Raw genomic sequence first — 26187 nt, 5'->3', positions numbered from 1 at the left:
ATGAAAAAACTGGTAACAGCAGCAATCTTCACCGCCCTGATGACCGGAACGGCGCTGGCGGACACGACCTTGAAACTGGTCGAGGTCATCACAAGTCCCGAGCGGACGGAAACGCTGAAAGGCATCGTCTCGAAATTCGAGGCCGCCAATCCCGGCACCAAGGTGGAAATCATCTCCCTGCCGTGGAGCGAAGCCTTTCAGAAATTCGCCACCATGGTCTCGGCTGGCGATGTGCCTGACGTGATGGAAATGCCCGACACATGGCTGTCGCTTTATGCCAATAACGGCATGCTGGAGAGCCTTGAGCCCTATCTTGCCAAGTGGGAGCACACCGCGGGCCTGAGCGAGCGCACGCTGGAACTCGGCCGCGATGTCAAAGACACGGCCTATATGCTGCCCTATGGTTTCTACCTGCGCGCCATGTTCTACAACAAGAAACTGCTGGCCGAAGCCGGCGTGAAGGAGCCGCCGAAGACCCTTGAGGAATTTGCCGATGCGTCCAAGAAGGTCGCAGCCCTTCCCGGCAAATCCGGCTACTGCCTGCGCGGCGGCCCGGGCGGCCTCAACGGCTGGGTCATGTTCGGCGCATCCATGGCCGGTTCGAACGAGTTCTTCACCAAGGACGGCACCTCCACCTTCGACAGCCCCGGCTGGGTGAAGGGCCTGACCTATGTGATCGATCTCTACAAGAACGGTTATGCGCCGAAGGACAGCGTCAACTGGGGCTTCAACGAGATCGTCGCCGGCTTTTATTCCGGCACCTGCGCTTTCCTCGATCAGGACCCGGATGCACTTATCGCCATTGCCCAGCGCATGAAGCCGGAAGATTTCGGCGTCATGACCATGCCCAAGGGACCTGACGGCAAGACCTTCCCGACGATCGGCTTCGCCGGCTGGTCGATGATGTCGAAATCCGAAAACAAGGACCTTTCCTGGAAGCTGATCGAGACGCTTGAAGGGCCGGAAGGCAATATCGAGTGGAACAAGAAGACCGGCGCGCTGCCGGTGCACAAGTCGGCGGAGAAGGACCCCTTCTATGCCAGCGAGCAGTTCAAGGGCTGGTTCGACGAACTGGCCGACAAGAACGCCGTGCCGACGACGATGCCGACCTATCTTGAGGAATTCGCCTTCTTCAAGGACTCGCTTGTGATCAAGACATCGCAGGAAGCGCTGCTCGGCGACATCACGCCGGAAGACCTTGCCAAGCAATGGGCTGATTACATGACCAAGGCACAGCAGAAGTTCCTGGCCTCGAAGTAACGACATTGACCGGCCGTGCGGGCGCACATGCCCGTGCGGCGGGTCTTGCCGGCCTTCGCTACGACAGGCCTTTTCATAGAAATTTTTCGGATCGGTAAGCCGTGAGGCTGGAAAACCCGTCCGTTCCGTCGTCCGATCAGGGAGCGATACAATGTCCTATGCCCATGGCGCCGGGCCGGTGGCTGCGCGCAAACCGGCCGGCAAGCCTGCGATGCGGCGGTTTGCCGATTGGGCCGAACCGTGGCTTTACAGCGCGCCGGTGCTGGTGCTCATCGTCGCCGTCATGCTGGTGCCGCTGGTACTCGGCCTCTCCTATGCCTTTCGCGATGTGCAGCTGCTCAATCCGTTCTCCGGCGGTTTTGTTGGTCTCAAACATCTGGAGGCGCTGTCGCAGGATGCGGCCTTTTACCGGGCGCTGAAAAATACACTGTGGTGGACGGGTGCTTCGGTTTTCCTGCAATTCTTCTTCGGCCTCATTCTGGCGCTGTTGCTCGATAAACCCTTTGCGGGCAGGGGGTTGGCGCAGGCGCTGGTGTTTCTGCCATGGGCCGTGCCGACCTTCCTTGCCGGTCTCAACTGGGCATGGCTGTTCAACCCGGTCATCGGGCCGCTGCCGCACTGGATGGTCTCGCTCGGGCTGTTATCCGCGCCCAACAATATACTCGCCGATCCGCAGCTTGCCATGTGGGGGCCGATCATCGCCAATGTCTGGTGGGGCATTCCCTTCTTCGCCATCACCTTGCTGGCCGCACTTCAGGCCATCCCGCGCGATCTTTATGAGGCGGCGGAAATTGACGGGGCCAACCCGCTGCAGCGTTTCACCTCCATCACTCTGCCGTTTCTGGCGCCCACCATCGCCATCACCATCCTGCTGCGCACCGTCTGGATCGCCAATTTCGCCGATCTCATCATCGTCATGACCAATGGCGGGCCGGCCGACCGCACGCAGATCGTCGCCAGCTACATCTTCACGCAGGCCTTCCGGCGGCTGGATTTCGGTTATGCCTCGGCCATCGCGCTGGTCCTGCTAGTACTGCTGCTTGCCTATTCCATGCTGATCGTGCTGCTGCGCCAGCGCCTGATCGAGAAGGACTGACCGATGACATCAAGGATATTTCTCACCCTTGCCCATCGTCTGGCGATTCTTGCCTATATCGCCTTTGCACTGTTCCCACTGTTCTGGCTGCTCAAGGTGTCCGTGACGCCGAATGATCTGCTCTATAGCGAAGGTGTGAGGATGTGGCCATCGCGGGCGACATGGGATCATTATCGTTTCGTCATAGAAAACAGTGCCTTCCCGACGTTTTTTAAGAACAGCGTCATCGTCGCGGGCTCCACGGCAATTGCCGTAACGATACTTTCTTCGCTCTCGGGTTACGCGCTGTCACGCTTCCGTTTCAAGGGCAAATACTGGATCGTCGCGCTAATGCTGATCACCCAGATGTTTCCGCTGGTCATGCTGGTCGCGCCGATCTTCAAGATGCTGTCGCCGCTCGGCCTCACCAACAGCCTGACGGGCCTCGTCATCGTCTACACCGCCTTTAACGTGCCTTTCGCCACCTTCCTCATGCAGTCGTTCTTCGATGGCATTCCGAAGGATCTGGAAGAGGCGGCGATGATCGACGGGGCGAGCCGGTTTACGGCCTTCCGCCAGATCATCCTGCCGCTGACGCTGCCGGGCATCGCCGCGACGCTCGGTTTCGTCTTCACCGCCGCGTGGAGCGAGCTTCTGTTTGCGCTGATGCTGATTTCCGGCAACCAGAGCGCCACTTTCCCGGTTGGCCTTCTGACCTTCGTTTCGAAATTCTCCGTCGATTTCGGGCAGATGATGGCGGCGGGCGTTCTGGCGCTCATTCCGGCCTGCCTCTTCTTCCTGCTCATTCAACGTTATCTCGTGCAGGGCCTGACGGCCGGCGCGGTGAAAGGATAATCCCATGGCTTCCATCGAGCTGAAGAATGTCGGCAAGACCTATGGCGACCTCGCCGTGCTGCATGGCGTCGATCTTGATATCAGGGATGGCGAGTTCATCGTCCTTGTCGGCCCCTCCGGCTGCGGAAAATCGACGCTGCTGCGCATGATCGCCGGCCTTGAAGAGATAACGTCCGGCGACCTGTCCATCGACGGCGAACGCGTCAATGATCGCCGGCCGAAGGATCGCGATATCGCCATGGTCTTCCAGTCCTATGCGCTCTATCCGCATATGAGCGTCGCCGACAATATGAGCTATAGCCTGCGCCTGCGCCGCAGCCCGAAAGAAACCATCGCTGCGGCGGTGGCCGGTGCTTCCGCAAAACTCGGCCTCGATCCCTATCTCGCCCGCCGCCCGAAGGCGCTCTCCGGCGGCCAGCGTCAGCGTGTCGCCATGGGCCGCGCCATCGTGCGCCAGCCAAAGGCCTTCCTGTTCGATGAGCCGCTATCCAACCTCGATGCCCGGCTGCGCGAGCAGATGCGGGCCGAGATCAAACGCATGCATGCCGATCTTGGCGCAACCTCGGTTTACGTCACCCATGACCAGATCGAGGCGATGACGCTTGCCTCACGTATCGTCGCCATGAATGCCGGCCATGTGCAGCAGATCGGCGCGCCGCTCGATCTTTATGATCGCCCGGCCAATCTTTTCGTCGCCGGTTTCATCGGTTCGCCCGGCATGAATTTCCTCGAAGGACGGCTCGGACAGGAGAATGGCGGCAGTTTCGTCGTGCTGGGTGACGGCACGCGTCTGGCGCTTGGCCGGGAAGTGGACCTCGCCGATGGCGAGCCGGTCACGCTCGGCATCCGCCCGGAACATGTGACCGTAGCACCGGCTCAAGGCGGTGTGGAAGCGACTGTCGATCTGGTCGAGCCGACCGGCCTCGGCGTCATCCTGCACCTCACGGTGCATGGATTGCCCTTCAAGCTGTTTTCATCAGACCGGGCATTGTTGCAGCCGGGTAAATCCCTGCGGGTCGGTTTCCCGCAGGAAAGGCTGCATGTCTTCGACAGGAATGGCGTGAGGATCGGGGAGGCGTGAGGTTCGGCATAGTACCCAGGAATATTTCCTGGGCGGTTGCACACCCACCTTCGTCATTCCGGCCTTACCCCCTCTGCCCTGCCGGGCATCTCCCCCTCAAGGGGGAGATCGATCTGCGGCAAAGTCTCGCACATCTCTAAGCTTGCGAATGAAGCGATGAAAGAGCCTCTTGCCGATCTCCCCCTTGAGGGGGAGATGCCCGGCAGGGCAGAGGGGGTAAGCTCCACGCGCCTGCGGGTCCGCTGTGAATGAAAAACCTTGTGAAAGCCAGCACCTAGATCGCCACACCCTTCTCATCGAACCTGTGTATCTTGGTCTCGTCGGGCGTGATGAACACGGTATCGCCATGCCTGCATTCGAACTCGCCGTCAGTGCGGGCGGTAATCGGCCCGATGCCGTTCACCTCGAGATGCAGGAAGGTATCCGATCCGAGATGTTCGGCCACCGTCACCTTGCCCTGCCACAGTCCGCTTTCCTTCGACAGCACCAGATGCTCCGGCCGCACGCCGGCGGTGGTGGCGTTCTTGCTGCGGGCGAAGTCGCCGGTGATGAGGTTCATGCGCGGCGAGCCGATGAAGCCGGCGACGAAGAGGTTGGCGGGGGAGCGGTAAAGCTCCATCGGCGAGCCGACCTGCTCGATATTGCCGCGGTTGAGCACGACGATCTTGTCGGCCATGGTCATGGCTTCCACCTGGTCGTGTGTGACGTAGATCATCGTCGTCTTCAGCGTGTTGTGCAGTTCTGAGATTTCCAGCCGCATGGTGCCGCGCAGCGCCGCATCGAGGTTGGAAAGCGGCTCGTCGAACAGGAAGGCGGAAGGTTCGCGTACGATGGCGCGGCCGATGGCGACACGCTGGCGCTGGCCGCCCGACAGCTGCGAGGGCCGGCGCTCGAGATAATCGGTAAGGTTCAGCACCCGGGCGGCATCTTCCACCTTTTTGTCGATCACCGCCTTGTCGAGCTTGGCCATCTTCAGCGGGAAGGCGATGTTGTTCCTGACACTCATATGCGGATAAAGCGCATAGGACTGGAACACCATGGCAAGGCCGCGCTCGGCCGGGGCCTTTTCGGTGGCGTCATTGCCGTCGATGACGATCTTGCCGCCGGAGACGTCTTCCAGCCCGGCGATGAGGCGCAGAAGCGTGGACTTGCCGCAGCCGGACGGGCCGACGAAGACGACGAACTCGCCGTCGTTGATATCGAGATCGATCGACGGGATGACTTTCGCCTCACCGAAGAGCTTGGACACGTTCTGAAGGGAAATGCTGCCCATGTTTGTCGTTCCTTATTTCACGGCGCCAAAGGTCAGGCCACGCACGAGTTGTTTCTGCGAGAACCAGCCGATGACGAGAATGGGGGCGATCGCCATCATCGAGGCGGCCGAGAGTTTTGCCCAGAACAGCCCCTGCGGACTTGAGAAGGAGGCGATGAAGGCCGTCAGCGGCGCTGCATTGGTGGTCGTCAGCCGGATCGTCCAGAAGGCTTCGTTCCAGGCAAGGATGACGTTTAAGAGCAGCGTCGAGGCAATGCCCGGCACCGCCATTGGTGTGAGCACATGGACGATCTCGTTCCACAGCGACGCGCCATCCATGCGGGCTGCCTCGAGGATCTCGCCGGGGATTTCCCGGAAGTAGGTGTAGAGCATCCAGATGACGATCGGCAGGTTGATGAAGGTGAGCATGATGGTGAGCCCGATGCGGGTATCGAGCAGGCCGGCATTACGGAAGATCAGGTAGATCGGCACCAGCACGGCGACGGCCGGCATCATCTTGGTGGAGAGCATCCACATCAGGATGTCCTTGGTGCGCTTGGTCGGCGAGAACGCCATGGCCCAGGCGGCAGGAATGGCGATGATCAGCGCGATGATCGTCGAGCCGAGCGACAGCACCACCGAGTTCATGAACGGCTTGAAGTAATCGCGCTGGGTCTGGACCGTCACGTAATTCTCGAAGGTGCCCGAGGGAATGAGGCTGAAGCCGGCGATTGCCTCCGGTTCGGTCTTGAGCGAGGTGAGGAAGGCATAGAGGATCGGGAAGAACAGCAACAGCGCCACGGCCCAGGCCGCGATGGAAAAGCCGATCTTCGCACGTGTGGTTGTCTTGCGGGCCATGATGTTTCCCCTTTACCGGTCGAGGTTCTTGCCGACGGCGCGCATCAGGAAGATGGCGACGATATTGGCGAGGATGACGGCGATGATGCCGCCGGCCGAAGCGCCGCCGACGTCGTAACCCAGAAGCGCGGTGCGATAGATGAGGAAGGCGAGGTTGGTGGAGGCATAACCCGGTCCGCCATTGGTGGTGACGAGGATTTCCGCGTAGACGCCGAGCAGGAAGATCGTCTGGATCAGAATGACGACGGTGATGGCGCGCGACAGATGCGGCAGCGTCAGATGGATGAAGCGGTTGACGAAGTTGGCGCCATCCATCTCGGCGGCTTCCTTCTGTTCGCCATCGAGCGACTGCAGGGCGGTGAGCAGGATCAGCGTCGCAAACGGCAGCCATTGCCAGGCGACGATGATGATGATGGAGAGCAGCGGAAACTGCGCAAACCAGTCGACCGGCTGCAGGCCGAAGAAGCGCGAGAGATCGGCAAGCACGCCGTAACCGGGATGCATGATCATGTTCTTCCACACCAATGCGGCCACCGGCGGCATGACGAAGAAGGGCGAGATGATCATGATGCGCACGATGCCCTGGCCGAAAATGTCATTGTCGAGCAGGAGCGCAATGGCGATGCCGCCGATGACGGTGATCGCAAGCACGCCGCCGACGATCAAAAGCGTGTTCCAGATCGACTGGAAGAAGGCCGGGTCGATGTAGAAATACTGGTAATTGAACAGGCCCGCAAAGCTGACATTGGCCGGGTTGAGGAGATTGTAGTTCTGGAACGAGAACCACAGCGTCATCGCCAGGGGCACGATCATCCACACCAGCAATAACAGCACCGATGGCGCAAGCATAACCCGCGCCAGACCGCTCGTGTTTCGAGTTGCCATTAGTCGTCCTCCCTCACGGATACAGTTATAAGTTTGAGCGGGACTTCAGATGAAACCGCTCGCACTTCCCCCATTTCGCTCCGGCGGCCTCTGCCGCAGGGGCATCCGGATTTATGATTGCCGTCAGTGGCGGCCTTCGCCCGTCGCCGCGTGATAGGTCGCCAGAACCTGATCCACAGCCGCGATCAAAATCTCTTCCGCGTCTTCGCCCGCAACTGTGGCGAGCGGTAATTCGCCGAGATACTGGCGCAGCAGGGTTTCGGGAATTGTCTTCCCATCCAGCGCCTTATGCAAGGCGGAAACGGCCTGCAACGCTTCCGGCCGCGTCCAGTAATAACGGATGCGGTCGCTGTAACTATAGTGGCGCTGCAATCGCAGCGTGATGTCGTCGCCATGGTAATGGCCCTGCCAGTCGCCCGGCGCGCTCAACATCAGTTTTTCCATGGTCCGTGCCAGCGGTCGGTCGCCATAGGTGCCGACCATTTCGGATGCGATCATATCAAGCGCATAAAGCGCTTCCCGGTAAGCGAAGGTGAGGCCCGGACCCACCTTGAGGATCGGATATCCGTCGCGCACCAGTGCGGCAAGGGCAGGCTCGGTCTGGTAATCGGTGGAATGGGCCTCGAACACCAGCTGCGGTTCGCCGTCCAGAACGGCGCTCAGCGCCTCTGCGGCCTGCGGATCATAAGCGACGACATTGTCGCTGCCGAATTCCACGCCCGGCTGCACGACGAAAGCGATGACCCGTTCGAAGGCTTGTGAAAGACCGTGCTGCGCGAATATCTCGCGGTGAAGGTCGATGGTGTTGCGCGCCGCCTGCGGCTGCGTTGGCGCAACCGTGTCGAGCACATGGTCGGCACCGCCAGGCACCGGCACTTCGGTGCCGAGAATATAAAGCGGTTTGGGCAGGCCGGCATCGGTGGCCGCCTTTTCGGCAACGGCGGCAAGTTTGGCGGCGCGGTTGGCTATCGTGTCGTCGTCCAGCGCCGCCGGCTCACCGGCGCAGCCCATGGAGGCATCGAGATGGATCTTGCGAAAACCCGCCGTCACATAGGCCTCGACCATGGCGGCGGCTTTTGTCAGAGCCTCCTCCGCCGGTTCCCTGCGCCAGGGATTGGGACCGAGATGGTCTCCGCCAAAAATCACCAGTTCGCGGGGCAGTCCTTCCTCCTCGGCAATGCTGTTGACGAAGCTGACGAAGTCCCGTGGCGTCATGCCGGTATAACCGCCGAGGTGATTGACCTGATTGCAGGTTGCCTCAATCAGCACCGGTGTCTTGCCGGTGGCGGCGCGGCGGATTGCGGCGCGCAGAACCACGGGATGGGCGGAGCAGACGGAGGTGATGCCGGCGGGCTTGCCGGAGCGGCGCGCGGCGGCGAGATTTTCGAGTATACCGGTCACAGGATTTCCTCCGACAGTTGCGCGGTCAGAAAGGTGTCGAGTTCGGAAAGGCTGGCGGCGCCCTCCATCGGGCCGCGGCGGGTGACATTGTGCGCGCCGGCGGCATTGGCATAGGTGAGTGCCTTTTGCGGATGCATGCCGAGGCGACGGCAGGTGAGATAGGTTGCGCCGAAACAGTCGCCGGCACCGGTCGGGTCGATTTCGCGGACCCGCAAGCCGGGGACGTCGATGCGTCCATGGGCGCGGCTGAAATGGCTTGCGCCATCCGCGCCGCGTTTCAGAACGATTTCGCCGATACCGGACGCAAGCAGCTTTTCAATTGCCGCGTCCTCGTCATCCAGTCCGGAGGCCGCCTGAAGTTCCTCGCCGGAGGGCAGGAGAAGATCGGTAATCTCAAGCAGATCGTCGATCAGCCTGCGGCCGGCATCGTCCTGCGCCAGTTCCTTGCGGATGTTGGGATCGAAGGAGACCGAGCCGCCGCGCGCCTTGACGCTCCTGATGGCTTCGAGAATGATTTCGCCAATGCCGGCAATTGCAAAGGCCGATCCCATGACGTGCACATGGCCCGCTTTTTCGATAAGAGCCTGTGCTTCATCGGTCATATGCGTTTCGCTGGCCGCCGAATGGGCAATGTTGAAAACGAAGTCCCTTGCGCCGTTTTCCCGGTAACGCACGAAGGCGCTGCCCGTCGGCCGGTCGGCTATGGTGGCGATGGCCGAGACATCGACGCCATCGCCGCGCAGCCTTTCGACATTGAGCCGGCCGAAATCGTCGTCACCCACCGCCGCAATAATGCCGGCGGCTCCGCCGCAGCGCGCCACCTGGTCGATGAAGATGGCCGGTGCGCCGCTCGGAAACGGGCCGATCAGCGCCTGCGGCTCCAGAAAGCCGCTGCCCACCGTCGTCGCCATGATTTCCACTAGGATTTCCCCCGCCGTGATGGTCGGGCCTTTCGTGTGCGGCGCCAGTGCGGATGTCTGCCTCATCGTCTCCTCCATATGCATTCGGCTCCCGTTCTTTGCGGATGCAAATTCCACCGTTCCAAGGGCCTATGCTTTTCGGATATCATTCAAAAATTTACGCGCGTCAATATATTGAACGATAAAAATTTTGTTGCGTCGCAGCAGTGAAGGCGCCTCTGCAAATAATTTTTTGCGATATTATATGTTTTAAAACAGCGGTTTATTGGCGTGCGCCACTATATCTCCATGCCCCGATTTATTTTCGGATGTTGACAATAGAGCGAGTTTTGCGAGATAAAAATTTTACGCATGTATTGTTATGCGTAGACATCCGTAAAGGAGGAGCGGGTATCATGAGCAAATTCATTGCAATTCTGTCGTCGTCTGTGGTTGGAGCCGGGCTTCTGGCCGGGCTGGCGCAGGCGGAAGAGATCAACATCGCCACCGTCAACAATGGCGACATGATCATCATGCAGAAGCTTTCCAGCGCCTGGGAGAAGGAAACAGGCAATAAGATCAACTGGATCGTGCTGGAAGAGAATGTTCTGCGCGAACGCGTCACCACCGATATCGCCACCAATGGCGGCCAGTTCGACATCATGACCATTGGCGGTTACGAAGCGCCGATCTGGGGCAAGCAGGGCTGGCTGGCGCCCGTCGACGATCTCGGCGACGATTATGATTATGCCGATCTGCTCGACCCGATCAAAAAGGGCCTGACGGTGGACGGCAAGCTTTACGCCGTGCCGTTCTATACCGAAAGCTCGTTCACGCTTTACCGCAAGGATCTGTTCGACGCCGCCGGCCTGAAGATGCCTGACAATCCGACGTACGACCAGATCAAGGATTTTGCCGCCAAGCTGACCGACAAGTCGAAACAGCAATATGGCATATGCCTGCGCGGCAAGCCGGGCTGGGGCGAAAACATGGCCTTCCTCGGCACCATGATCAATACCTATGGCGGCCGCTGGTTCGACATGGACTGGAAACCGCAGCTGACGAGCGAGCCGTGGAAAAAGGCGATTGCGGATTATGTGGCGCTGATGACCTCCTACGGCCCGCCCGGTGCGGCCGCCAACGGCTTCAATGAAAACCAGACGCTGTTTTCATCTGGCCGTTGCGCCATGTGGATCGACGCCACCTCGGCGGCAGGCCGCGTTTATGACCCCAAGCAGAGCCAGGTTGCCGACAAGACCGCGTTTACGCGTGCTCCGGTCGAGGTAACGCCGAACGGTTCGAGCTGGTCGTGGTCCTGGAACCTTGCAATTCCAAACAGCACGAAGAAGCTTGAAACCGCCAAGTCCTTCGTCAAATGGGCGACTTCGAAGTCCTATGTGAAGACGGTTGGTGAAAGCGAGGGCTGGGTGGCCGTGCCGCCGGGCACGCGCAAATCCACCTATGAGCTGCCGGAATACAAGAAGGCCGCGCCTTTCGCGGATACGGTACTGAAGGCGATCATGTCTGCCGATCCGTCCAAGCCGACCAAGGATCCGGTGCCCTATACCGGCGTGCAGTTCGTCGCCATACCGGAATTCCAGTCCATCGGTACGGTTGTCGGCCAGCAGATCGCGGCAGCCCTTTCCGGCCAGCAGACCGTCGATGCGGCGCTCGAAGGCGCGCAGAAGCAGGTCGAACGTGACATGACCCGCGCGGGCTACATCAAGTAGCCGCGTCCTCCCGGCGTGCCGCCCGTTCGCCTTCTGGTGGCGGGCGGCATGGGTGGGGATTGAGGGCCAGTTCTTCCCTCATTCCTGTGCCTGTCACAGGAATCCAGTCAGCCCAAGTCTTTGGGCTGGAAGGACTCTCTCGCCGCGTGAGAGCCGCGTCGGCTGGATTCCTGTGACAAGCACAGGAATGAGGGGAGTGAGGAAAAGCATCGAACAACAAACGAGCATGGCCAATTGACCCGCCATGCATTACGGAGATCGACATGAGATTGAACAACAAGGTTGCGCTGATCACCGGCGCTGCCCGCGGTATCGGCCTTGGTTTTGCGCAGGCTTTCGCCGATGAGGGCGCAAAGGTCATCATCGCCGATATCGATATTGCCCGCGCCACGGCGTCTGCCGCCGCCATCGGCCCTTCGGCGAAGGCGGTGCGGCTGGATGTTACCGACCTCGCTCAGATCGATGCGGTGGTGAAGGCGGTGGATGAGGAGTTCGGCGGCATCGATATTCTCGTCAACAATGCCGCGATCTTCGATATGGCGCCGATCAACGGCATTACCGAAGAGAGCTATGAGCGGGTGTTCGACATCAATCTCAAGGGCCCGCTGTTCATGATGAAGGCTGTCTCCAATGTCATGATCGAGCGCGCGCGGCGGCAAGATCATCAATATGGCAAGCCAGGCCGGCCGGCGCGGCGAGGCGCTGGTGACGCTTTATTGCGCCTCCAAGGCGGCGATCATTTCCGCCACGCAGTCGGCGGCGCTGGCGCTCGTCAAGCACGGCATCAATGTCAACGCCATTGCGCCCGGCGTCGTGGATGGCGAGCATTGGGAAGTGGTCGATGCGCATTTCGCCAAATGGGAAGGCTTAAAGCCCGGCGAGAAGAAGGCGGCGGTGGCCAAATCCGTGCCGATCGGCCGTTTCGCCACGCCTGATGACATCAAGGGGCTGGCGGTTTTCCTCGCCTCCGCCGACAGCGATTATATTCTCGCCCAGACATACAATGTCGACGGCGGCAACTGGATGAGCTGAAAAGCCGGAGATGACCATGCATGCCATTCAATTCGTCGAGAAGGGACGCGCCGTGCTGGCGGAACTCCCCGTCGCCGATCTGCCGCCGGGTCACGCGCTTGTGCGGGTCAAGGCTTCGGGGCTTTGCCACACCGATATAGACGTGCTGCATGCGCGTTACGGCGACGGTGCGTTTCCCGTCATTCCGGGGCATGAATATGCCGGCGAGGTTGCGGCCGTGGCCGCCGACGTGGCGGGGTTTGCGATCGGAGACCGGGTGGTGGTCGATCCCAATCTGCCCTGCGGCACCTGCGCCAGTTGCCGGAAGGGGCTGACCAACCTTTGCAGCACGCTGAAGGCCTATGGCGTTTCCCACAATGGCGGCTTTGCCGAATTCAGTGTGGTGCGTGCGGATCACCTGCACGGCATCGGTTCGATGCCCTATCATGTCGCGGCACTGGCCGAACCGCTCGCCTGCGTCGTCAACGGCATGCAGAGCGCTGGCATCGGTGAGAGTGGCGTGGTGCCGGAAAGCGCGCTGGTGTTTGGCGCCGGTCCCATCGGTCTGCTGCTTGCCCTGTCGCTGAAAGCGCGTGGCATTCAGACGGTGACGATGGCCGATATCAATGAAAGCCGGCTGGCCTTTGCCGAAAGTCTTGGGCTCAAGGTGGCGGTGTCGGGCTCGGAAGCGCTCGTGCGGCAACAGAAGTCTTTCGATTTTGTGGCCGACGCGACGGGTATTGCCGCTGTTGCCGAAGCGATGATCCCGCTGGTTGCGGATGGCGGCACCGCGCTGTTTTTCGGCGTCTGCGCGCCGGATGCCCGCATTTCGGTGGCGCCTTTCGAGATCTTCCGGCGTCAGTTGAAGCTTGTCGGCTCACATTCTCTGAACCGCAACATACCGCAGGCGCTTGCCATTCTGGAGACGGATGGTGATCTTATGGCGCGGCTGGTGTCGCACCGGCTGCCGCTTTCGGAAATGCTGCCATTCTTTACGAAAAAACCGTCTGATCCGGCGACGATGAAAGTGCAGTTTGCGGCCGAATGATCGTTTGGCCGTTGATAACCATTCGACCGGCTTTTCGTGCGAAGGCCGGTCGATATAGAGTACCACATGTAATATTTCATGGGGGCAAGCACTTTGGCCAAATCTATCAGGACGATGGAAGAATTTTCGGAATTCGTCGGCCTTTCCCGCCCGACCGTTTCGAAATACTTCAATGATCCCGCCTCGGTCCGCAAGAAAACGCGGGACACCATCGAGGATGCGCTGAAGAAATCGGGTTTTCGGCCGAATATATTCGCCGTCAACCTCAACCGCCGCCGTTCCAATATCATCGGCATCATCATTCCGAACTCCACCGATCCGTTCTACATGGCGCTGACGAGCCGCATCGAACTCATCGCCAACGAGGCGGGGTTCCTTGCCTTCGTGCTGTCTTCGGATGGCAAGGCGGAAATCGAGGACCGGGCGATCCGCACCTTCAAGTCGATGAATGTGGCGGGCGCCATCATCGCGCCGCTCGGCGTCAAATCCCATCGCGCCACGCTGGAGCAGCTCGCGGCCAGCATTCCGATCGTTTATGTCGATTCGCCGCTGGATGAGACTTCGGCCTTTGTCGGCACGGACAATCGCCAGAGTGTCGGGCTGATGGTGGATTATCTCTGCCGTTCGGGCGAACCGCCCTGTTTCTTCGATATGCCGCAGGTCAATACCAACGCTGCGACACGCCGCACGGCCTATGAGGAGGCGATGCAGCGTCTGGGCTTCGAGCCGCATGTCATCGATGTTCCCGGCATCGTCACCTGGGATTTCGAGCGTTTCGCCTTTGATGAGGCGAGCCGGCTGCTGGATGGGGCAGGGCATTTGCCATCGCGCACCATTTTATGCGCCAATGACCGTATCGCCTTCGGCGTCATCGCCGCCGCCTACCAGAAAGGCATCAAGGTTGGCCATGGCGCTGATTACGATCTCAGGGTCGCCGGCCATGACGATCATCCTCTGTCGCGTTATGCCTGCCCGCCGATTACCACGGTGGCGCAGAATTATAACGAGATCGGCAGGCTGTCGATCGAGCTTCTGCTGCAGAAGCTGGATGATGAGACGGATGACACGACGCGGATGCGTGAACGCATCCTGCTCAGCGCCGATCTGATGCTGCGCAAATCGGCCTGATGGTTCGTTAGATAAACTAAACAAAAAATCTGATTTTCTAAATAGAACTAATATCTGAACGCTCCTACTCTGGTCTCAAGGTTGCTTTGGGAGGCGACCGCGAGAGCCGGCGCAAAGGCGTGCCGGGATCCGGGAGGAACGCAGAAACGTCATGTGGCCAGCGCCGCGAGGGGTGAACCTTCGCTGCCTCGGTATCGCATGGCCTTCGCCGGGCAGTCTGGACATTCTCGCCAGCAATTTCCCCAGCGAAGGATGTCAAAACATGAATCTCTATTCTCTTCTGTCAGCGCGTGCAGCCGGCGGCAAACCTGTCCGGGTTGGTCTCATCGGTGCCGGCAAGTTCGGCTCCATGGTGCTGGCGCAGGCGCAGCGCATCGCCGGTTTCCACATGGTCGCCGTCGCAGACCTCAATGTCGGCAAGGCAAGGGAATCGTTTGACCGCGTCGGCTGGCCGAAGGAGCGTTACGACGCGACGAGCTGCGCCGATGCGCTGAAGAGCGGCAAGACCTATGTGACCGACGATGTGAACGAGCTTTTCGCCTGCGGCGAGATCGAATGCGTGATCGAAGCGACCGGTCATCCGCTGGCCGGCGCGCGCCATGCACTGGGCGCCATCGAGCACAACAAGCACGTCGTCATGGTCAATGTCGAAGCCGATGTCATGGTCGGGCCGATCCTTGCTGAAAAGGCCCGGGCCAAGGGCCTGATCTATTCCATGGCTTACGGCGACCAGCCGGCGCTGATCTGCGAGCTGGTCGACTGGGCGCGCGCCACCGGCTTCGAGGTCGTTTCCGCCGGCAAGGGCATGAATTTCGAGCCCCGTTACCGTTATTCGACGCCGGACACGGTCTGGGGTTATTTCGGCTGGACCGACGAGGAAGTGGCCAAGGGCGACTTCAATCCGAAAATGTACAATTCCTTCACCGACGGCACCAAGGCGGCCATCGAAATGGCGGCGGTCGCCAACGGCACGGGGCTGGATTGCCCGGATGACGGTCTGGCCTTCCCGCCCGCCGGCCTGCACGATCTCGCCCGCGTTTTCCGTCCCGCTGCCGATGGCGGCCGTATGTCGCGCTCCGGTCTGGTCGATATTGCTGCGAGCCAGGAGCCGGACGGACGCGAGGTGTTCAACAACATTCGCTACGGCGTTTTCGTCACCTTCAAGGCGCATAATGAATATGCCCGGGCCTGCTTCAAGCAATATGGCCTGCTGACCGATCCCTCCGGCTGGTACGCTTCCATGTGGCGTCCGTTTCACATCATCGGGCTGGAAACCTCGATCAGCGTGCTTTCCGCCGTGCTGCGCAACGAAGCGACCGGTTGCTCCAGGGAGTTCCGCGGCGATGCCGTCGCTACGGCGAAGAAGGACATGCAGCCCGGCGAGATGCTCGACGGCGAGGGCGGTTACGCGGTCTGGGCGAACGCCATTCCGGCCACCCGCAGCCTTGACATCAAGGCGCTGCCGATCGGCCTTGCCCATAATGTCAAGCTGAAGCGCGCCATCAAGAAAGACCAGATCGTCAGCTTCGACGATGTGGAACTGGTCAATGATCTCGATGTGGTGAAGCTGCGCCAGGACATGGAAAACCAGTTCCGTCCGCAAAAGGACGCCGCGGCGTAATGGACGGGAGAGAGGACATGTCGAAGGGAGCTTTCGTGGTGATCGCGGAATTCCGGGTGAAGCCCGACGCGATGGACGCCTTTCTCGATGCGGCGCGCGATGACGCCAGGCACTCGGTTCAGGATGAACCGGGCTGCCGGCAATTCGATGTGGTGCGGCCGGAAACCGGAAACAATGTGGTGTTCTACGAGGTCTATGACGACAGGCAGGCTTTCGACGACCATCTGAAAACACCACATCTCGACCGGTTTCGGGAAGCATTTCCCGCCCTCATCGAAGAAGAACTGCCGGTGCGTTTCCTGAACCGGCAGTGGCACTGAAAGATGGAAACGATGGCTGACATTCGACAGATCGCCGTTATCGGAACGGGTATCATGGGCGCCCCCATGGCGGAGCGTCTGGCGGAGGCCGGGTTTTCCGTCAAGGCCTGGAACCGCAGCGCTGAAAAAGCTGCGGCTCTGGCGGCAAAGGGCGTGCAGCCGGCGGCCACGACTGCCGAAGCTGCGGCCGAAGCCGATGTCGTCATCTGCATGCTGAGTTCCGGGCCGGTCTGCGACGAGGTTCTGCTCGGTGCCTCGGGTGTCGTTTCCACCATGAAGCCCGGTGCTATTCTGCTGGTGATGAGTTCCATCCCCGTCGACAGCGCACGGGAACAGGCGGAGGCGGCAAAGGTTTATGGCGTCGCTTATGTCGACGCACCGGTTTCCGGCGGTGAAAAAGGGGCGATAGAGGGAACGCTCGCCATCATGGCCGGCGGTGAACAGCGGGATGTGGATGCATTGCGGCCACTCCTCAATTGCCTTGGCCGCGTCACCCATGTCGGGCCGGTGGGCTGCGGCTCACTGGCCAAGCTTGCCAACCAGCTGATCGTCGCCTCGACAATCTGCGCTGTTGCCGAGGCTTTGACGCTGGTTGAAGCGGGGGAGCCGACCCGGCGCAGGTACGCCAGGCTTTGCTGGGCGGTTTTGCCGAATCCACCGTCTTCCGCCAGCACGGAAAACGCATGGTGGAGGGCGATTTCCGCCCCGGCGGCCCGGCGAAATACCAGGTGAAGGATACGTCCACGGCGCTGGCTTTCGCCGAAAGCCGTGGCCTGAAATTACCGGTCGGCGAGGAGGTTGACCGGCTGTTCCGTTCCATGGTCGAGCATGGCGCGGGCGAGCTTGATCACAGCGGTGTGATCCTTGAGATTAAACGCATGAATGCGTTCGGAGGAACGCTCGAAACTGTCTAGAGATAACAAAGGGAGGAACATATGAAAATTTCAAAACTTTACGGGCTGGCTCTCGCCGCCACCATGCTGGTCGCATCCATCGCGCAGGCCGAAACACTGACGCTTTCGACGCCGGATGCCGACAATTCCGAAATCACGCTCGCCGCCAACAAGTTTGCCGAGATCGTTTCGAAAAAGACCGACGGCAAACTCAAGATCAAGGTATTCCCGAACGGCACACTTTATGGCGGCGACCCTTCGGCGGGCGTCAAGCAGCTGGCCGGCGGTTCGCTGGACATGCTTTTGAATTCGACCTCGCTTTACGCGACCTTCAATCCCAAGTTCACCGCCATCGCCATTCCCTACCAGTTCCGCGATATCGACCAGCTCCGGGTCTATCTCGACAGCGATCTCGGCAAGGAGCTTTCCACTGATCTCAGCAAGATCGGTATTCTCGGGCTCGATCTCTGGTCGCGGCCGCTGCGCCAGATCACCAATTCCAAGGCGCCGATCAAATCGCCGGCTGATCTCAAGGGCATGAAGCTGCGGGTGCCGAACAATCCGCTCTGGGTCGAGTTCTTCGGCGCCATGGGGGCTGCCCCGACACCGATGGCTTTTGCTGAAGTTTACAATGCGCTCCAGCTCAAAGTCGTCGACGGGCAGGAAAATCCGGTCAACGTGCCTGTTAGCGCCAAGCTTTACGAAGTGCAGAAATATCTGACGATCAGCAACCACATTGCTGACGCCTGGGTGCTGGGCATGAACCCGGCCCGCTTCGAAGGTCTCGACGAGGGCTTCAAGACGGCGCTGAAGGAAGCGGCGACTGAAACCGAGCTTTGGAAAGCGCAGAACGACGCTGCCGATATCGACAAGTCGCTTGAGACGCTGAAGAAGAACGGCATGGAGGTCAACACGCTGACCGACGATGAGCGCAAGGCCTTCGTAGAGGTTGCGGCCGGTCTCTCGGCGAAGTTCTCGGCGCTGGTGAAAGATCAGGCGTTCTTCGACAAGACGCAGGCTTTCTTGAAGACGAACTGACGTTTCCCGCACTTGGACGGCCGGGCCTGAATGGATTGGCAGGCCCGGCCTCCGCAAACGTCAGCAGGCGTTGCTTTGCCAGAACGGCAGGGTGGCATTCGTTTACCGGATATCCGGTTTCAGCAGTGGAAGGGTATTGTCATGCGCGATACGAAACCTTCGGTGCTCGGCACCATCGTAAAACTCATCGCCGATATAGCCGCGGGGGCAGCCTGTGCCGGCATTCTCATCGTCGTGCTTCTTCAGGTCATCGGCCGCCTCATCGGCAGTCCGTTTCCCTGGACCGAGGAGGCGACCCGCTTTCTCTTCATCTGGATGGTCTTCCTTGGCCTTGCCGCCGGTTTCCGCACCGTGGAAAGCGCCCGTGTCGTGGTGTTTCTGGTGCTGTTCCACCGCTTCTTCCGGCGGCTGGCGGTGCCGATCTATGTCGGTTCATCGGTGTTCTTCTTCGGCATGATGGGCTGGACGGGTTTCACCCTGGTGCGCCAGCAGATCATGATGAACGAGACCGCCGCCACCCTGCCGATCCCGATGTGGGCCATCGGCATGGTTTTGCCCGTTTCCGCCATCATCGCCGTGCTCGCCATCATCGAATCGCTGCGCAGCCGCCGGGAGCTCATCGCGCTTCCCGAGCTTGGCCTGCCGGCGGACGAGATCGCCCATGCCGATATCTCCATTTCAGCAGGACATTGAGCCATGTCGGTCTTTCTTCTCATCGCCTTTTTCGGTCTCAGCATGCTCGGCGTGCCGCTTGCCATCGCGCTGGCGCTCGCCAGTGTCGGCACGCTGTGGCTCTTCACCTCCATGCCCATGGACCTGCTGTCGCAGACGATGTTCTCGTCGATGAACTCCTTCCTTCTTGTCGCCGTGCCGCTTTTCATTCTGGTCGGCACGGTCATGGAGCGGGGGCGGGTGGCGGAGCGCATCTTTGATTTCGCCGAGGCCATGGTCGGCTGGCTTCCCGGCGGGCTTGGCCACGTCAACGTCATCTCCTCGGTGATTTTTTCCGGCGTCTCCGGCTCCTCCGTCGCCGATATCGCCTCGGTCGGCGCCATCGAGATCAAGGCCATGGAGCGGCACGGTTTTCCAAAGGGTTATGCCGTCGGCATGACGCTCTGCACCTCCACACTCTCCTCGATCATTCCGCCGTCGATCCTGATCGTGATTGCCGGTTCCATCGCCAACGTGTCGATCGGCACGCTGCTGATCGCCGGTCTGGTGCCCGGCCTCTTCATCGCCTTCGCCTTTCTGGTCTTCAACCACTTCTATTCGGTGCATTACGGTTACAATCCGCCGACACCGTTCAATTTCCGTCTGGTGGTCGTCACGGGTCTGCGCGCCGTCCTGCCAATGCTGACACCGCTGATCCTGATCATCGGCATTGCCAGCGGCCTGTTCACGCCAACGGAAGCAGCTGCCATCGCGGTGGTTTATGTCGCGGTGCTTGGCGTCATCGTCTATCGCACGCTGCCGGTGCGGGAACTGCCGGAAATATTGATCTCGACGGCGCGCATTTCCGGCACCATCCTGTTCATCGCCGCCACCTCGCAGCTTGCCGCCTGGGTCTTCACCTTCGATGGGCTGCCCGAACAGGTGGCCGAGCTTTTGAAGGCCATGAACCTCGGCCCCATGACCGGCATGCTCGTCATCTTCGTCTTCCTGCTGATCATCGGCATCTTCATGGAAGCGATCCCGGCGATGTTCATCCTCATCCCCGTGCTGATGCCGCCGGTGGAGGCACTGGGCATCGATCCGATCCATTTCCTGATCGTGACTGTCATGACGCTGACGCTCGGGCTGGTGACGCCGCCGGTGGGGGTCTGCCTGTTTGCGGCAGCACAGGTGGCGAACATGAAGATCGAGGATGTCATTCGCGGTTCGCTGGCGCCGATGACGGTGCTGACGCTTGCCATCTTCGCGCTGGTATTGTTCCCGGTGCTGACGCTCGGGCCAATCCGGCTGATGGGGCTTTATTGACGCGCAAACGGATTGCCTGAACCATCAGACAACGCGGCGGGCTTGCCACTCGTCGCGTTGTTTTCGCATCCACTCCAGAAACAGCATGACTTTTCTCTGCCGCAGATGGGAATGCGGGCAGACGATCCATTGGGTGACGAGCTTGATGCGCGGCGCGTCCGTCACGGCCGGCACCAGCATCTTGTCCTGCAGTTCCCGCTCCATCATCAAGGTGCTTTCCAGCGCCACGCCAATGCCGAGAACGGCGGCATCGATGGCCATGTGGCTGCGGTCGAACAGGACCCGCCGCCAGCGCTTTTCGGCTGTCACGCCGGCCAGAGGGAACCAGTGGTTCCATTGCGCCTGCGCCTTCACCGAATGGATCAGCCGCTGGTTCTGCAATTCCTCGGGCAGGAATTTACCCGCACCCTGATAATTCGGCGAACAGACCGGCAGGAATTCCTCCTCCACCAGCCCTTCCACGAAGAGGCCCGGCCAGCGGCCATCGCCATGGCGTAGCTCTATATCGACAAGCTCCTGCGAAAAATCGGTCGGCTCGTTGGTGCCGTCGAGGCGCACTTCCAGTTCGGGGTGTTCCTCCAGAAACGAGCCGAGACGCGGCAGCAGCCATTTGTTGGAGATGGTCGGCGTCGCCCGGATCGTCAGCGTGGTGACCGAGCGGAAGCCGCGAATACTGTCGGTGGCGTCTGATATCTGTTCGATCTGGGCGGTGATCATCGAGAAATAGCGCTCGCCCGCTTCGGTCAACGTCACCTTGCGGCCGGTTCGTGCCATCAGGGTCGTGCCGAGCTGGCCTTCCAGCAATTGGATCTGCTGGGAAACGGCCGATGGTGTGACGCTCAGTTCCTCCGCCGCCCGGGAAATGCTGCCCGCCCTTGCCGCGGCGTGGAAAACGAGGATCGATTTTATCGGGATTTGCATGGGTAGGGCTTTGCTCAACGGAATACGGCGGTCACCTGAGTATCACAGGTGACCGCCGTGTTGAAAAGCGTTGAACGCGAGGCTTTTAGCGGTGGCTCGGCAGTTTTGGCAGGAACACCGTGAGCAGGCCGAGCAGCGGCATGTAGGAGCAGATGCGGTAGACGAATTCGATGCCTTCCTTATCCGCATAAACACCCAGAACCGCAGCGCCGATGCCGCCGAAACCGAAGGCGAAACCGAAGAACATGCCGGCGATGAGGCCGACGCGGCCCGGCACCAGTTCCTGCGCGAACACGACGATGGCCGAGAAGGCGGAGGAGAACACGAAGCCGATGACGACGACGAGAATGGCTGTCCAGAACAGGTTCGCATAGGGCAGCAGCAGCGCGAAGGGAATGACGCCGAGGATCGAGAACCAGATGACGACGCGTGAGCCGAAACGGTCGCCGATCGGGCCGCCGAAGAACACGCCCAGTGCCGAAGCGCCGAGGAAGAGGAACAGCAGAACCTGCGCGTCCTGAACACCAAGACCGAACTTGTCGATGGTGTAGAAGGTGAAGTAGCTGGACAGGCTGGCGAGATAGGCATTCTTGGTGGCGGTCAGAACCACCAGTACCAGAAGCGTCATCATGACAGTGCCACGCGCAAGGGGAAGCGTGCGGCTGGCCGGCGCCTTGCCGACCGTTGCGCGGCGGTGGCGGGTGTACCAGACACCAACCCAGGAAAGCACGCCAAAACCGACGAGTGCGATCAGCGAGAACCAGCTGAGGCTCGTCTGACCGAGCGGGATGACGATGAAGGCGGCGAGCAGCGGGCCGATGGCCGTGCCGGTATTGCCGCCCACCTGGAAGAAGGATTGCGCCAGACCATGACGGCCGCCGGATGCCAGACGCGCCACACGCGAGGCTTCCGGATGGAAGATCGCCGAACCGATGCCGATGAGGCAGGCGCCGATCACCAGAACCTCGAAACTATGGGCAAAAGCAAGCGTGATGAGGCCGGCGCAGGTGGACAGCATGGCGACGGGCAGGGAGAACGGCATGGGCCAGCGGTCCGTCACCATGCCGACAACCGGCTGCAGCAGCGAGGCGGTGACCTGAAAAGCGAAGGTAAGCAGGCCGATCTGCATGAAATCGAGCGCGTAATTCGCCTTCAGCAGCGGATAAAGCGACGTCAGCAGCGATTGCATGATGTCGTTCAGCATGTGGCAGAAGCTGGCGGCTGCGATGATCGAAAACGCCGTGCGTTGCGGATTGAACGGTGCTGTTGCCGGCGCTGGTAACAGTGGCCATGATGAAGTCCTCTCGGGTTCCCGGCGGAAGACGGGAAACATGTCTTTATTTCTTCCCGCTTTTATTCATATTGTTTCTGGCCTGCATTTGTGTTCTGGACGATTTTCTTTGTGAGTGGGCCAAATGGCAAAAATCAAATCGCGGCAGCCTTCAGGACTGACGCATGACGAGCATGAACGCAGTCTGAAATTGATCGACGGCACCAATGAGCCGGTGCTGGCGCTTTGCCGCGTTTACCCCACCGGGCACCGGACGCCGCCCCACAGCCATAGCCGCGTGCAGATCTGGTGCGCCCGTCAGGGCGTCGTGCTTGTCAGCACTGCGGATGGTCGCTGGATGATACCGCCCGGTCATGGATTGCTCATTCCCGCCGGGCTGCAACATGAGGCGGAAACCATCTCGACGGTGGAGATGCATTCGATCTACGTCCATCCGGACCTGTTTCATGCGGGCGCACCGCGCGTGGTGGAAATAACCGATCTCGCCTCCAGCCTGATTTCGGAATTGCTGGGTGAGGAACACCAGCCGACGGCTTTTCACCGGCAGGGCCTTGTGCGGGCGCTGTTGCTGGACGAGGTCAACCGCCTGCCGGAAAGGCCGCTCGGACTGCCTTTTCCAGATAATCAGCGTCTGGCGGCGCTGTGCCGCGATTTCCTGAAAAAGCCCGTGGCGCGGGTGGAGATCGATGACTGGGCGGCGGCCATGGGCATCAGCCGCCGCTCGTTTACGCGGCTGTTCCGCAAGGAACTGGGGTTAAGTTTCGTCACCTGGCGCCAGCAGGCCTGTATCTTCGCCTCCCTGCCGAGACTGGCGGCCCGGCGAAGCGGTGACGAATGTGGCGCTGGATGCCGGTTATGAAAACATCCCGGCTTTCACCACCATGTTCCGGCGAATGCTGGGCAGTTCACCAAGGGCCTATCGGCAGGCGGCGCGGCAGCGCAGCGCTGCTTTTTCCGACACGGAAGATATAGGGGACTAGGCTTAACGCTCCTCATCCCTGTGCTTGTCACAGGGATCCAGCCAGCCCAAGGACTTGGGCTGGAAGGACTCTTTTCGCCGCGCAGACGCGCGTCGGCTGGATTCCTGTGACAAGCACAGGAATGAGGGGTGGAGATGGGACGCGTCGGCACCATGTAGGTTGCTTACGGTACGACTCCATTGGAAATACCCTAAGCCGCCGTCGCCCGCATGTCGCGGCGGAAATCGGAAGGCGACATGCCGGCGATTTGGCGGAACGCCTTGTTGAAGGCGCTGACGGAGCCGAAGCCGCTTTCCATGGCGATCTGCAGGATATTGTCCTTGCCGGTCATCAGCATCGCCTGCGCGCGCGAAAGCCGCAGCAGGGTCAGATATTTGATCAGCGTCATGCCGGTGGATTTGCGGAACAGGTTCATCGCATATTTCGGATGCAGCGATGCGGCACGGGCAATCTCCGTCGCGTCGATATCGTCGAGAAAATTGGCGGCGATGAAGTCGCACATGCGCACCACGCCGATGGAGGGTGCCATGCCCTCGTCATCCTCCCTGCGTTTGCCATTGGCGGCGGATGATATGACGGAGTAGGGTTCAAGGAACATCCGCTCGACCCTGAGCAGCAATTCCTCCACCGCGTGCTGGGCTTTCGCCTGTTCGCCCGAAGTGACGTAACGGAACCAGCGACCGAAATTCTCCGCATCTGCCCGGTCGGTCTCAGCGCTCACCATCGTAGCACCACCCATCAGCAGGCTGGAGACGGTGGCGGGCAGCCGCATGCGGAAGAAGTGCACCAGCGGCAGATGCGCGCCGGCGTAAAAGGAATCGTCGGAGGAGTGGTCCATCTGGTGCGGCTGGCCACCCCAGAAGATGCACATCTGGCCGGCATCGAGCGAGAGCTCGTGATCGCCCATGCGATAATGCACCGATCCCGACATCACGTAATTCACTTCCACCTGCGCGTGCCAGTGGGGCCTGAGCATGATGGGCGGATGATTGTGAAAAAGCTGCAGCGTTGTCGGCATGCCTTCGATGCTGCTTGCACCCGGCTGGTAGAAGGCTCTTTCAGCAATCTTACTTTCCGCCAAATCGATGTTCCCTTTTTACGAGACAGATTTCCTGCCGCCGCTAATGTGCCCATGTTCGCTGAAGAACGGCAATTGAAAAAGGGAGGTTTTCAATGTGCTTGAAATTTCTTGGCGCGTCTACGGCCATGCTGCTTCTCGCAGCCCCGGCTTTGGCGCAAACAGAAACCGTCACCATCTGGAGCTGGAACGTCGCGGCTTCCGCACTGAAATCCACGGTAGAGGGCTTCAACAAGCAGAATCCGGATATCAAGATCGTCGTTGAAGACCTTGGAAACAATCAGGTTTTTGACAAGACGCTGGCTGCCTGCGCAGCCGGGGGCGATGGTCTTCCTGATATCGTCACCATTGAAAATTTCGAGGCGGAACTGTTCTGGAGTCGTTTTCCCGATTGTTTCGCCAATCTGACCGAGCTTGGCTACACGCCTGAGAAACAGGCGCTTTTCCCTGATTTCAAGCGCACGGAACTGGAGGTTGACGGCGTCGCCTATGCGGTTCCGTGGGATTCCGGTCCGGTGGCGGTATTTTATCGCCACGATTTCTATGAGAAGGCAGGCGTCGATCCGGCCACCATCAAAAGCTGGGATGATTTCATCGCCGCCGGCAAGAAGGTCATGGCCGCCAATCCCGGCACCGTGATGGCGCAGGCCGATTTCAACGGCGACAGCGAATGGTTTCGCATGATCGCCAATGAGCAGGGATGCGGTTACTTTTCGACTGATGGCCAGAACATTACCATCAACCAGCCCGCCTGTGTCGCGACCCTTGAAAAGGTCAAGGAAATGAAAGACGCCGGCATCATCACGGCGGCGATCTGGGATGAGAAAATCCAGGCCAATACCGCCGGCAAGGCCGCCAGCCAGATGTATGGCGCCTGGTATGAAGGTACGGTTCGTTCCGGCTCTCCTGATCTTTCCGGCAAATGGGGCGTCTATCTGATGCCGAGCCTGACGGCGGATGGTCCGCATGCGGCCAATCTCGGCGGCTCGTCGCTGGCGATCAGCTCGACATCCGAGCACAAGGAGGCGGCGTGGAAATATATCGACTACGCGCTGACCACCAATGAAGGCCAGGTGACGATGCTGAAATCCTTCGGCCTCGTTCCCTCACTGCTGTCCGCCATCGACGATCCTTTCGTCAAGGAAAAGCAGGCCTATTGGGGTGGGCAGGCGGTGTGGACCGATATTCTGGCCACCCTGCCGAAGATCGTGCCGAGCCGCGGCACGGCGTTCCAGTCGGATGCGGATGCGATCTACAAGGCGACGCAGACGAAATATTTCGCCGGCGGTTATCCCGATGCGAAAGCAGCGCTTGATGATGCAGCCAAGCAGATCGAAACGGCGACGGGGCTGCCCGTCGCGCAGTAAGCCGGCGGTTAGGACCGAGCGGGTGCCACAAGTTTCTTCTCCCCGAGGGGGAGAAGTCCGCGGCAGCGGGATGAGGGGGCGACGGTAGTGATAAATCGAGAGCCAGCCCCCTCATCCGACCCTTTGGGCCACCTTCTCCCCCTCGGGGAGAAGAAATAGGCCGCACCGTTTTGCAAAGGCATTCCCCACATAGGGGCGCGCTCTTTCTGAAGCTTTTC

The 26187-nt window shown here is 60.3% G+C and carries 22 protein-coding genes and 3 pseudogenes; 17 read left to right on the top strand and 8 right to left on the bottom strand.

The window, feature by feature from the left end:
- The 4 genes from O3W47_RS00700 to O3W47_RS00685 all read left to right on the top strand — a co-directional run bounded on the left by O3W47_RS00700 (position 1) and on the right by O3W47_RS00685 (position 4271).
- Complete coding sequence (locus O3W47_RS00700; protein ID WP_127758036.1) at positions 1 to 1260, top strand: ABC transporter substrate-binding protein; 1260 nt, start codon at positions 1 to 3, stop codon at positions 1258 to 1260.
- A gap of 151 nt (positions 1261 to 1411) precedes the next feature.
- Complete coding sequence (locus tag O3W47_RS00695; RefSeq protein ID WP_003525091.1) at positions 1412 to 2356, top strand: carbohydrate ABC transporter permease; 945 nt, start codon at positions 1412 to 1414, stop codon at positions 2354 to 2356.
- A 3-nt stretch (positions 2357 to 2359) separates the two neighbouring features.
- Positions 2360 to 3190, top strand: coding sequence for a carbohydrate ABC transporter permease (locus tag O3W47_RS00690; RefSeq protein WP_035228147.1), 831 nt, complete (start codon positions 2360 to 2362; stop codon positions 3188 to 3190).
- 4 nt (positions 3191 to 3194) lie between these two features.
- Positions 3195 to 4271, top strand: coding sequence for an ABC transporter ATP-binding protein (locus O3W47_RS00685; protein WP_269312697.1), 1077 nt, complete (start codon positions 3195 to 3197; stop codon positions 4269 to 4271).
- 274 nt (positions 4272 to 4545) lie between these two features.
- Here the strand turns inward: O3W47_RS00685 and O3W47_RS00680 are convergent, their stop codons facing one another.
- The 5 genes from O3W47_RS00680 to O3W47_RS00660 all read right to left on the bottom strand — a co-directional run bounded on the left by O3W47_RS00680 (position 4546) and on the right by O3W47_RS00660 (position 9671).
- Complete coding sequence (locus tag O3W47_RS00680) at positions 4546 to 5544, bottom strand: ABC transporter ATP-binding protein (RefSeq protein ID WP_269312696.1); 999 nt, start codon at positions 5542 to 5544, stop codon at positions 4546 to 4548.
- Positions 5545 to 5556: 12 nt separating this feature from the next.
- Positions 5557 to 6381: a carbohydrate ABC transporter permease gene (locus O3W47_RS00675; RefSeq protein WP_065116739.1), complete on the bottom strand. Its 825-nt coding sequence runs from the start codon at positions 6379 to 6381 to the stop codon at positions 5557 to 5559.
- A gap of 12 nt (positions 6382 to 6393) precedes the next feature.
- Positions 6394 to 7266, bottom strand: coding sequence for a carbohydrate ABC transporter permease (locus O3W47_RS00670; protein WP_269312695.1), 873 nt, complete (start codon positions 7264 to 7266; stop codon positions 6394 to 6396).
- A 123-nt stretch (positions 7267 to 7389) separates the two neighbouring features.
- Complete coding sequence (locus tag O3W47_RS00665) at positions 7390 to 8667, bottom strand: D-tagatose-bisphosphate aldolase, class II, non-catalytic subunit (RefSeq protein WP_269312694.1); 1278 nt, start codon at positions 8665 to 8667, stop codon at positions 7390 to 7392.
- Entirely contained in the window at positions 8664 to 9671 is a 1008-nt protein-coding gene (locus O3W47_RS00660) for a tagatose kinase (RefSeq protein WP_269312693.1), read from the bottom strand. Before O3W47_RS00660 ends, O3W47_RS00665 begins: the two co-directional genes overlap by 4 nt.
- A gap of 311 nt (positions 9672 to 9982) precedes the next feature.
- On the opposite strand from O3W47_RS00660, the gene O3W47_RS00655 reads away from it, so the two are divergent.
- The 10 genes and pseudogenes from O3W47_RS00655 to O3W47_RS00610 all read left to right on the top strand — a co-directional run bounded on the left by O3W47_RS00655 (position 9983) and on the right by O3W47_RS00610 (position 20332).
- Positions 9983 to 11296 carry an ABC transporter substrate-binding protein gene (locus tag O3W47_RS00655; RefSeq protein WP_170986022.1) on the top strand — a complete coding sequence of 438 codons (1314 nt, stop codon included), beginning with the start codon at positions 9983 to 9985 and terminating at the stop codon, positions 11294 to 11296.
- A 263-nt stretch (positions 11297 to 11559) separates the two neighbouring features.
- A pseudogene (locus tag O3W47_RS00650) lies at positions 11560 to 12328 on the top strand (galactitol 2-dehydrogenase).
- Positions 12329 to 12344: 16 nt separating this feature from the next.
- Entirely contained in the window at positions 12345 to 13355 is a 1011-nt protein-coding gene (locus O3W47_RS00645; RefSeq protein WP_269312692.1) for a D-altritol 5-dehydrogenase, read from the top strand.
- 114 nt (positions 13356 to 13469) lie between these two features.
- A complete protein-coding gene (locus O3W47_RS00640; RefSeq protein WP_269313692.1) occupies positions 13470 to 14483 on the top strand; it encodes a LacI family DNA-binding transcriptional regulator in 1014 nt (337 codons plus the stop codon).
- Positions 14484 to 14745: 262 nt separating this feature from the next.
- A complete protein-coding gene (locus O3W47_RS00635; protein ID WP_065116564.1) occupies positions 14746 to 16104 on the top strand; it encodes an NAD(P)H-dependent oxidoreductase in 1359 nt (452 codons plus the stop codon).
- A 17-nt stretch (positions 16105 to 16121) separates the two neighbouring features.
- Positions 16122 to 16424 carry a putative quinol monooxygenase gene (locus O3W47_RS00630; protein ID WP_269312691.1) on the top strand — a complete coding sequence of 101 codons (303 nt, stop codon included), beginning with the start codon at positions 16122 to 16124 and terminating at the stop codon, positions 16422 to 16424.
- Positions 16425 to 16436: 12 nt separating this feature from the next.
- Positions 16437 to 17338 (top strand): annotated as a pseudogene (locus tag O3W47_RS00625) (NAD(P)-dependent oxidoreductase).
- 21 nt (positions 17339 to 17359) lie between these two features.
- A complete protein-coding gene (locus tag O3W47_RS00620) occupies positions 17360 to 18355 on the top strand; it encodes a DctP family TRAP transporter solute-binding subunit (protein WP_080820762.1) in 996 nt (331 codons plus the stop codon).
- A 141-nt stretch (positions 18356 to 18496) separates the two neighbouring features.
- Complete coding sequence (locus O3W47_RS00615) at positions 18497 to 19048, top strand: TRAP transporter small permease (protein WP_174023537.1); 552 nt, start codon at positions 18497 to 18499, stop codon at positions 19046 to 19048.
- A 3-nt stretch (positions 19049 to 19051) separates the two neighbouring features.
- On the top strand, positions 19052 to 20332 hold the full coding sequence (locus O3W47_RS00610; protein WP_269312690.1) for a TRAP transporter large permease: 1281 nt from the start codon (positions 19052 to 19054) through the stop codon (positions 20330 to 20332).
- A 24-nt stretch (positions 20333 to 20356) separates the two neighbouring features.
- On the opposite strand, the gene O3W47_RS00605 is transcribed toward O3W47_RS00610, so the two are convergent.
- Both O3W47_RS00605 and O3W47_RS00600 read right to left on the bottom strand, forming a co-directional pair.
- Positions 20357 to 21253, bottom strand: a complete 897-nt coding sequence (locus O3W47_RS00605; protein ID WP_065116543.1) for a LysR substrate-binding domain-containing protein — start codon at positions 21251 to 21253, stop codon at positions 20357 to 20359.
- A gap of 85 nt (positions 21254 to 21338) precedes the next feature.
- Entirely contained in the window at positions 21339 to 22457 is a 1119-nt protein-coding gene (locus O3W47_RS00600) for an MFS transporter (RefSeq protein WP_269312689.1), read from the bottom strand.
- On the opposite strand from O3W47_RS00600, the gene O3W47_RS25305 reads away from it, so the two are divergent.
- Both O3W47_RS25305 and O3W47_RS00590 read left to right on the top strand, forming a co-directional pair.
- Positions 22441 to 22659: a hypothetical protein gene (locus O3W47_RS25305; protein WP_269312688.1), complete on the top strand. Its 219-nt coding sequence runs from the start codon at positions 22441 to 22443 to the stop codon at positions 22657 to 22659. The two genes, O3W47_RS00600 and O3W47_RS25305, sit on opposite strands and share 17 nt — an antisense overlap.
- Before the next feature lie 9 nt (positions 22660 to 22668).
- Positions 22669 to 23524: pseudogene (locus O3W47_RS00590) on the top strand (AraC family transcriptional regulator).
- A 190-nt stretch (positions 23525 to 23714) separates the two neighbouring features.
- Here O3W47_RS00590 and O3W47_RS00585 read toward each other — a convergent pair.
- The gene (locus tag O3W47_RS00585; RefSeq protein ID WP_183232606.1) at positions 23715 to 24611 is read right to left on the bottom strand and encodes a helix-turn-helix domain-containing protein; all 897 of its coding nucleotides are present in this window, start codon (positions 24609 to 24611) and stop codon (positions 23715 to 23717) included.
- Between the two features lie 86 nt (positions 24612 to 24697).
- Between O3W47_RS00585 and O3W47_RS00580 the strand changes: the two genes are divergently transcribed.
- Positions 24698 to 25969: an ABC transporter substrate-binding protein gene (locus O3W47_RS00580; RefSeq protein ID WP_269312687.1), complete on the top strand. Its 1272-nt coding sequence runs from the start codon at positions 24698 to 24700 to the stop codon at positions 25967 to 25969.
- The last annotated feature ends 218 nt before the right edge of the window (positions 25970 to 26187 follow it).

The organism is Agrobacterium sp. LMR679, from assembly GCF_027157905.1.
GTDB classification, from domain to species: Bacteria; Pseudomonadota; Alphaproteobacteria; order Rhizobiales; family Rhizobiaceae; genus Agrobacterium; species Agrobacterium leguminum.
The sequence above is the reverse complement of the archived record's forward strand: the minus strand, read 5'-3'. Positions and strand labels throughout refer to the sequence as shown.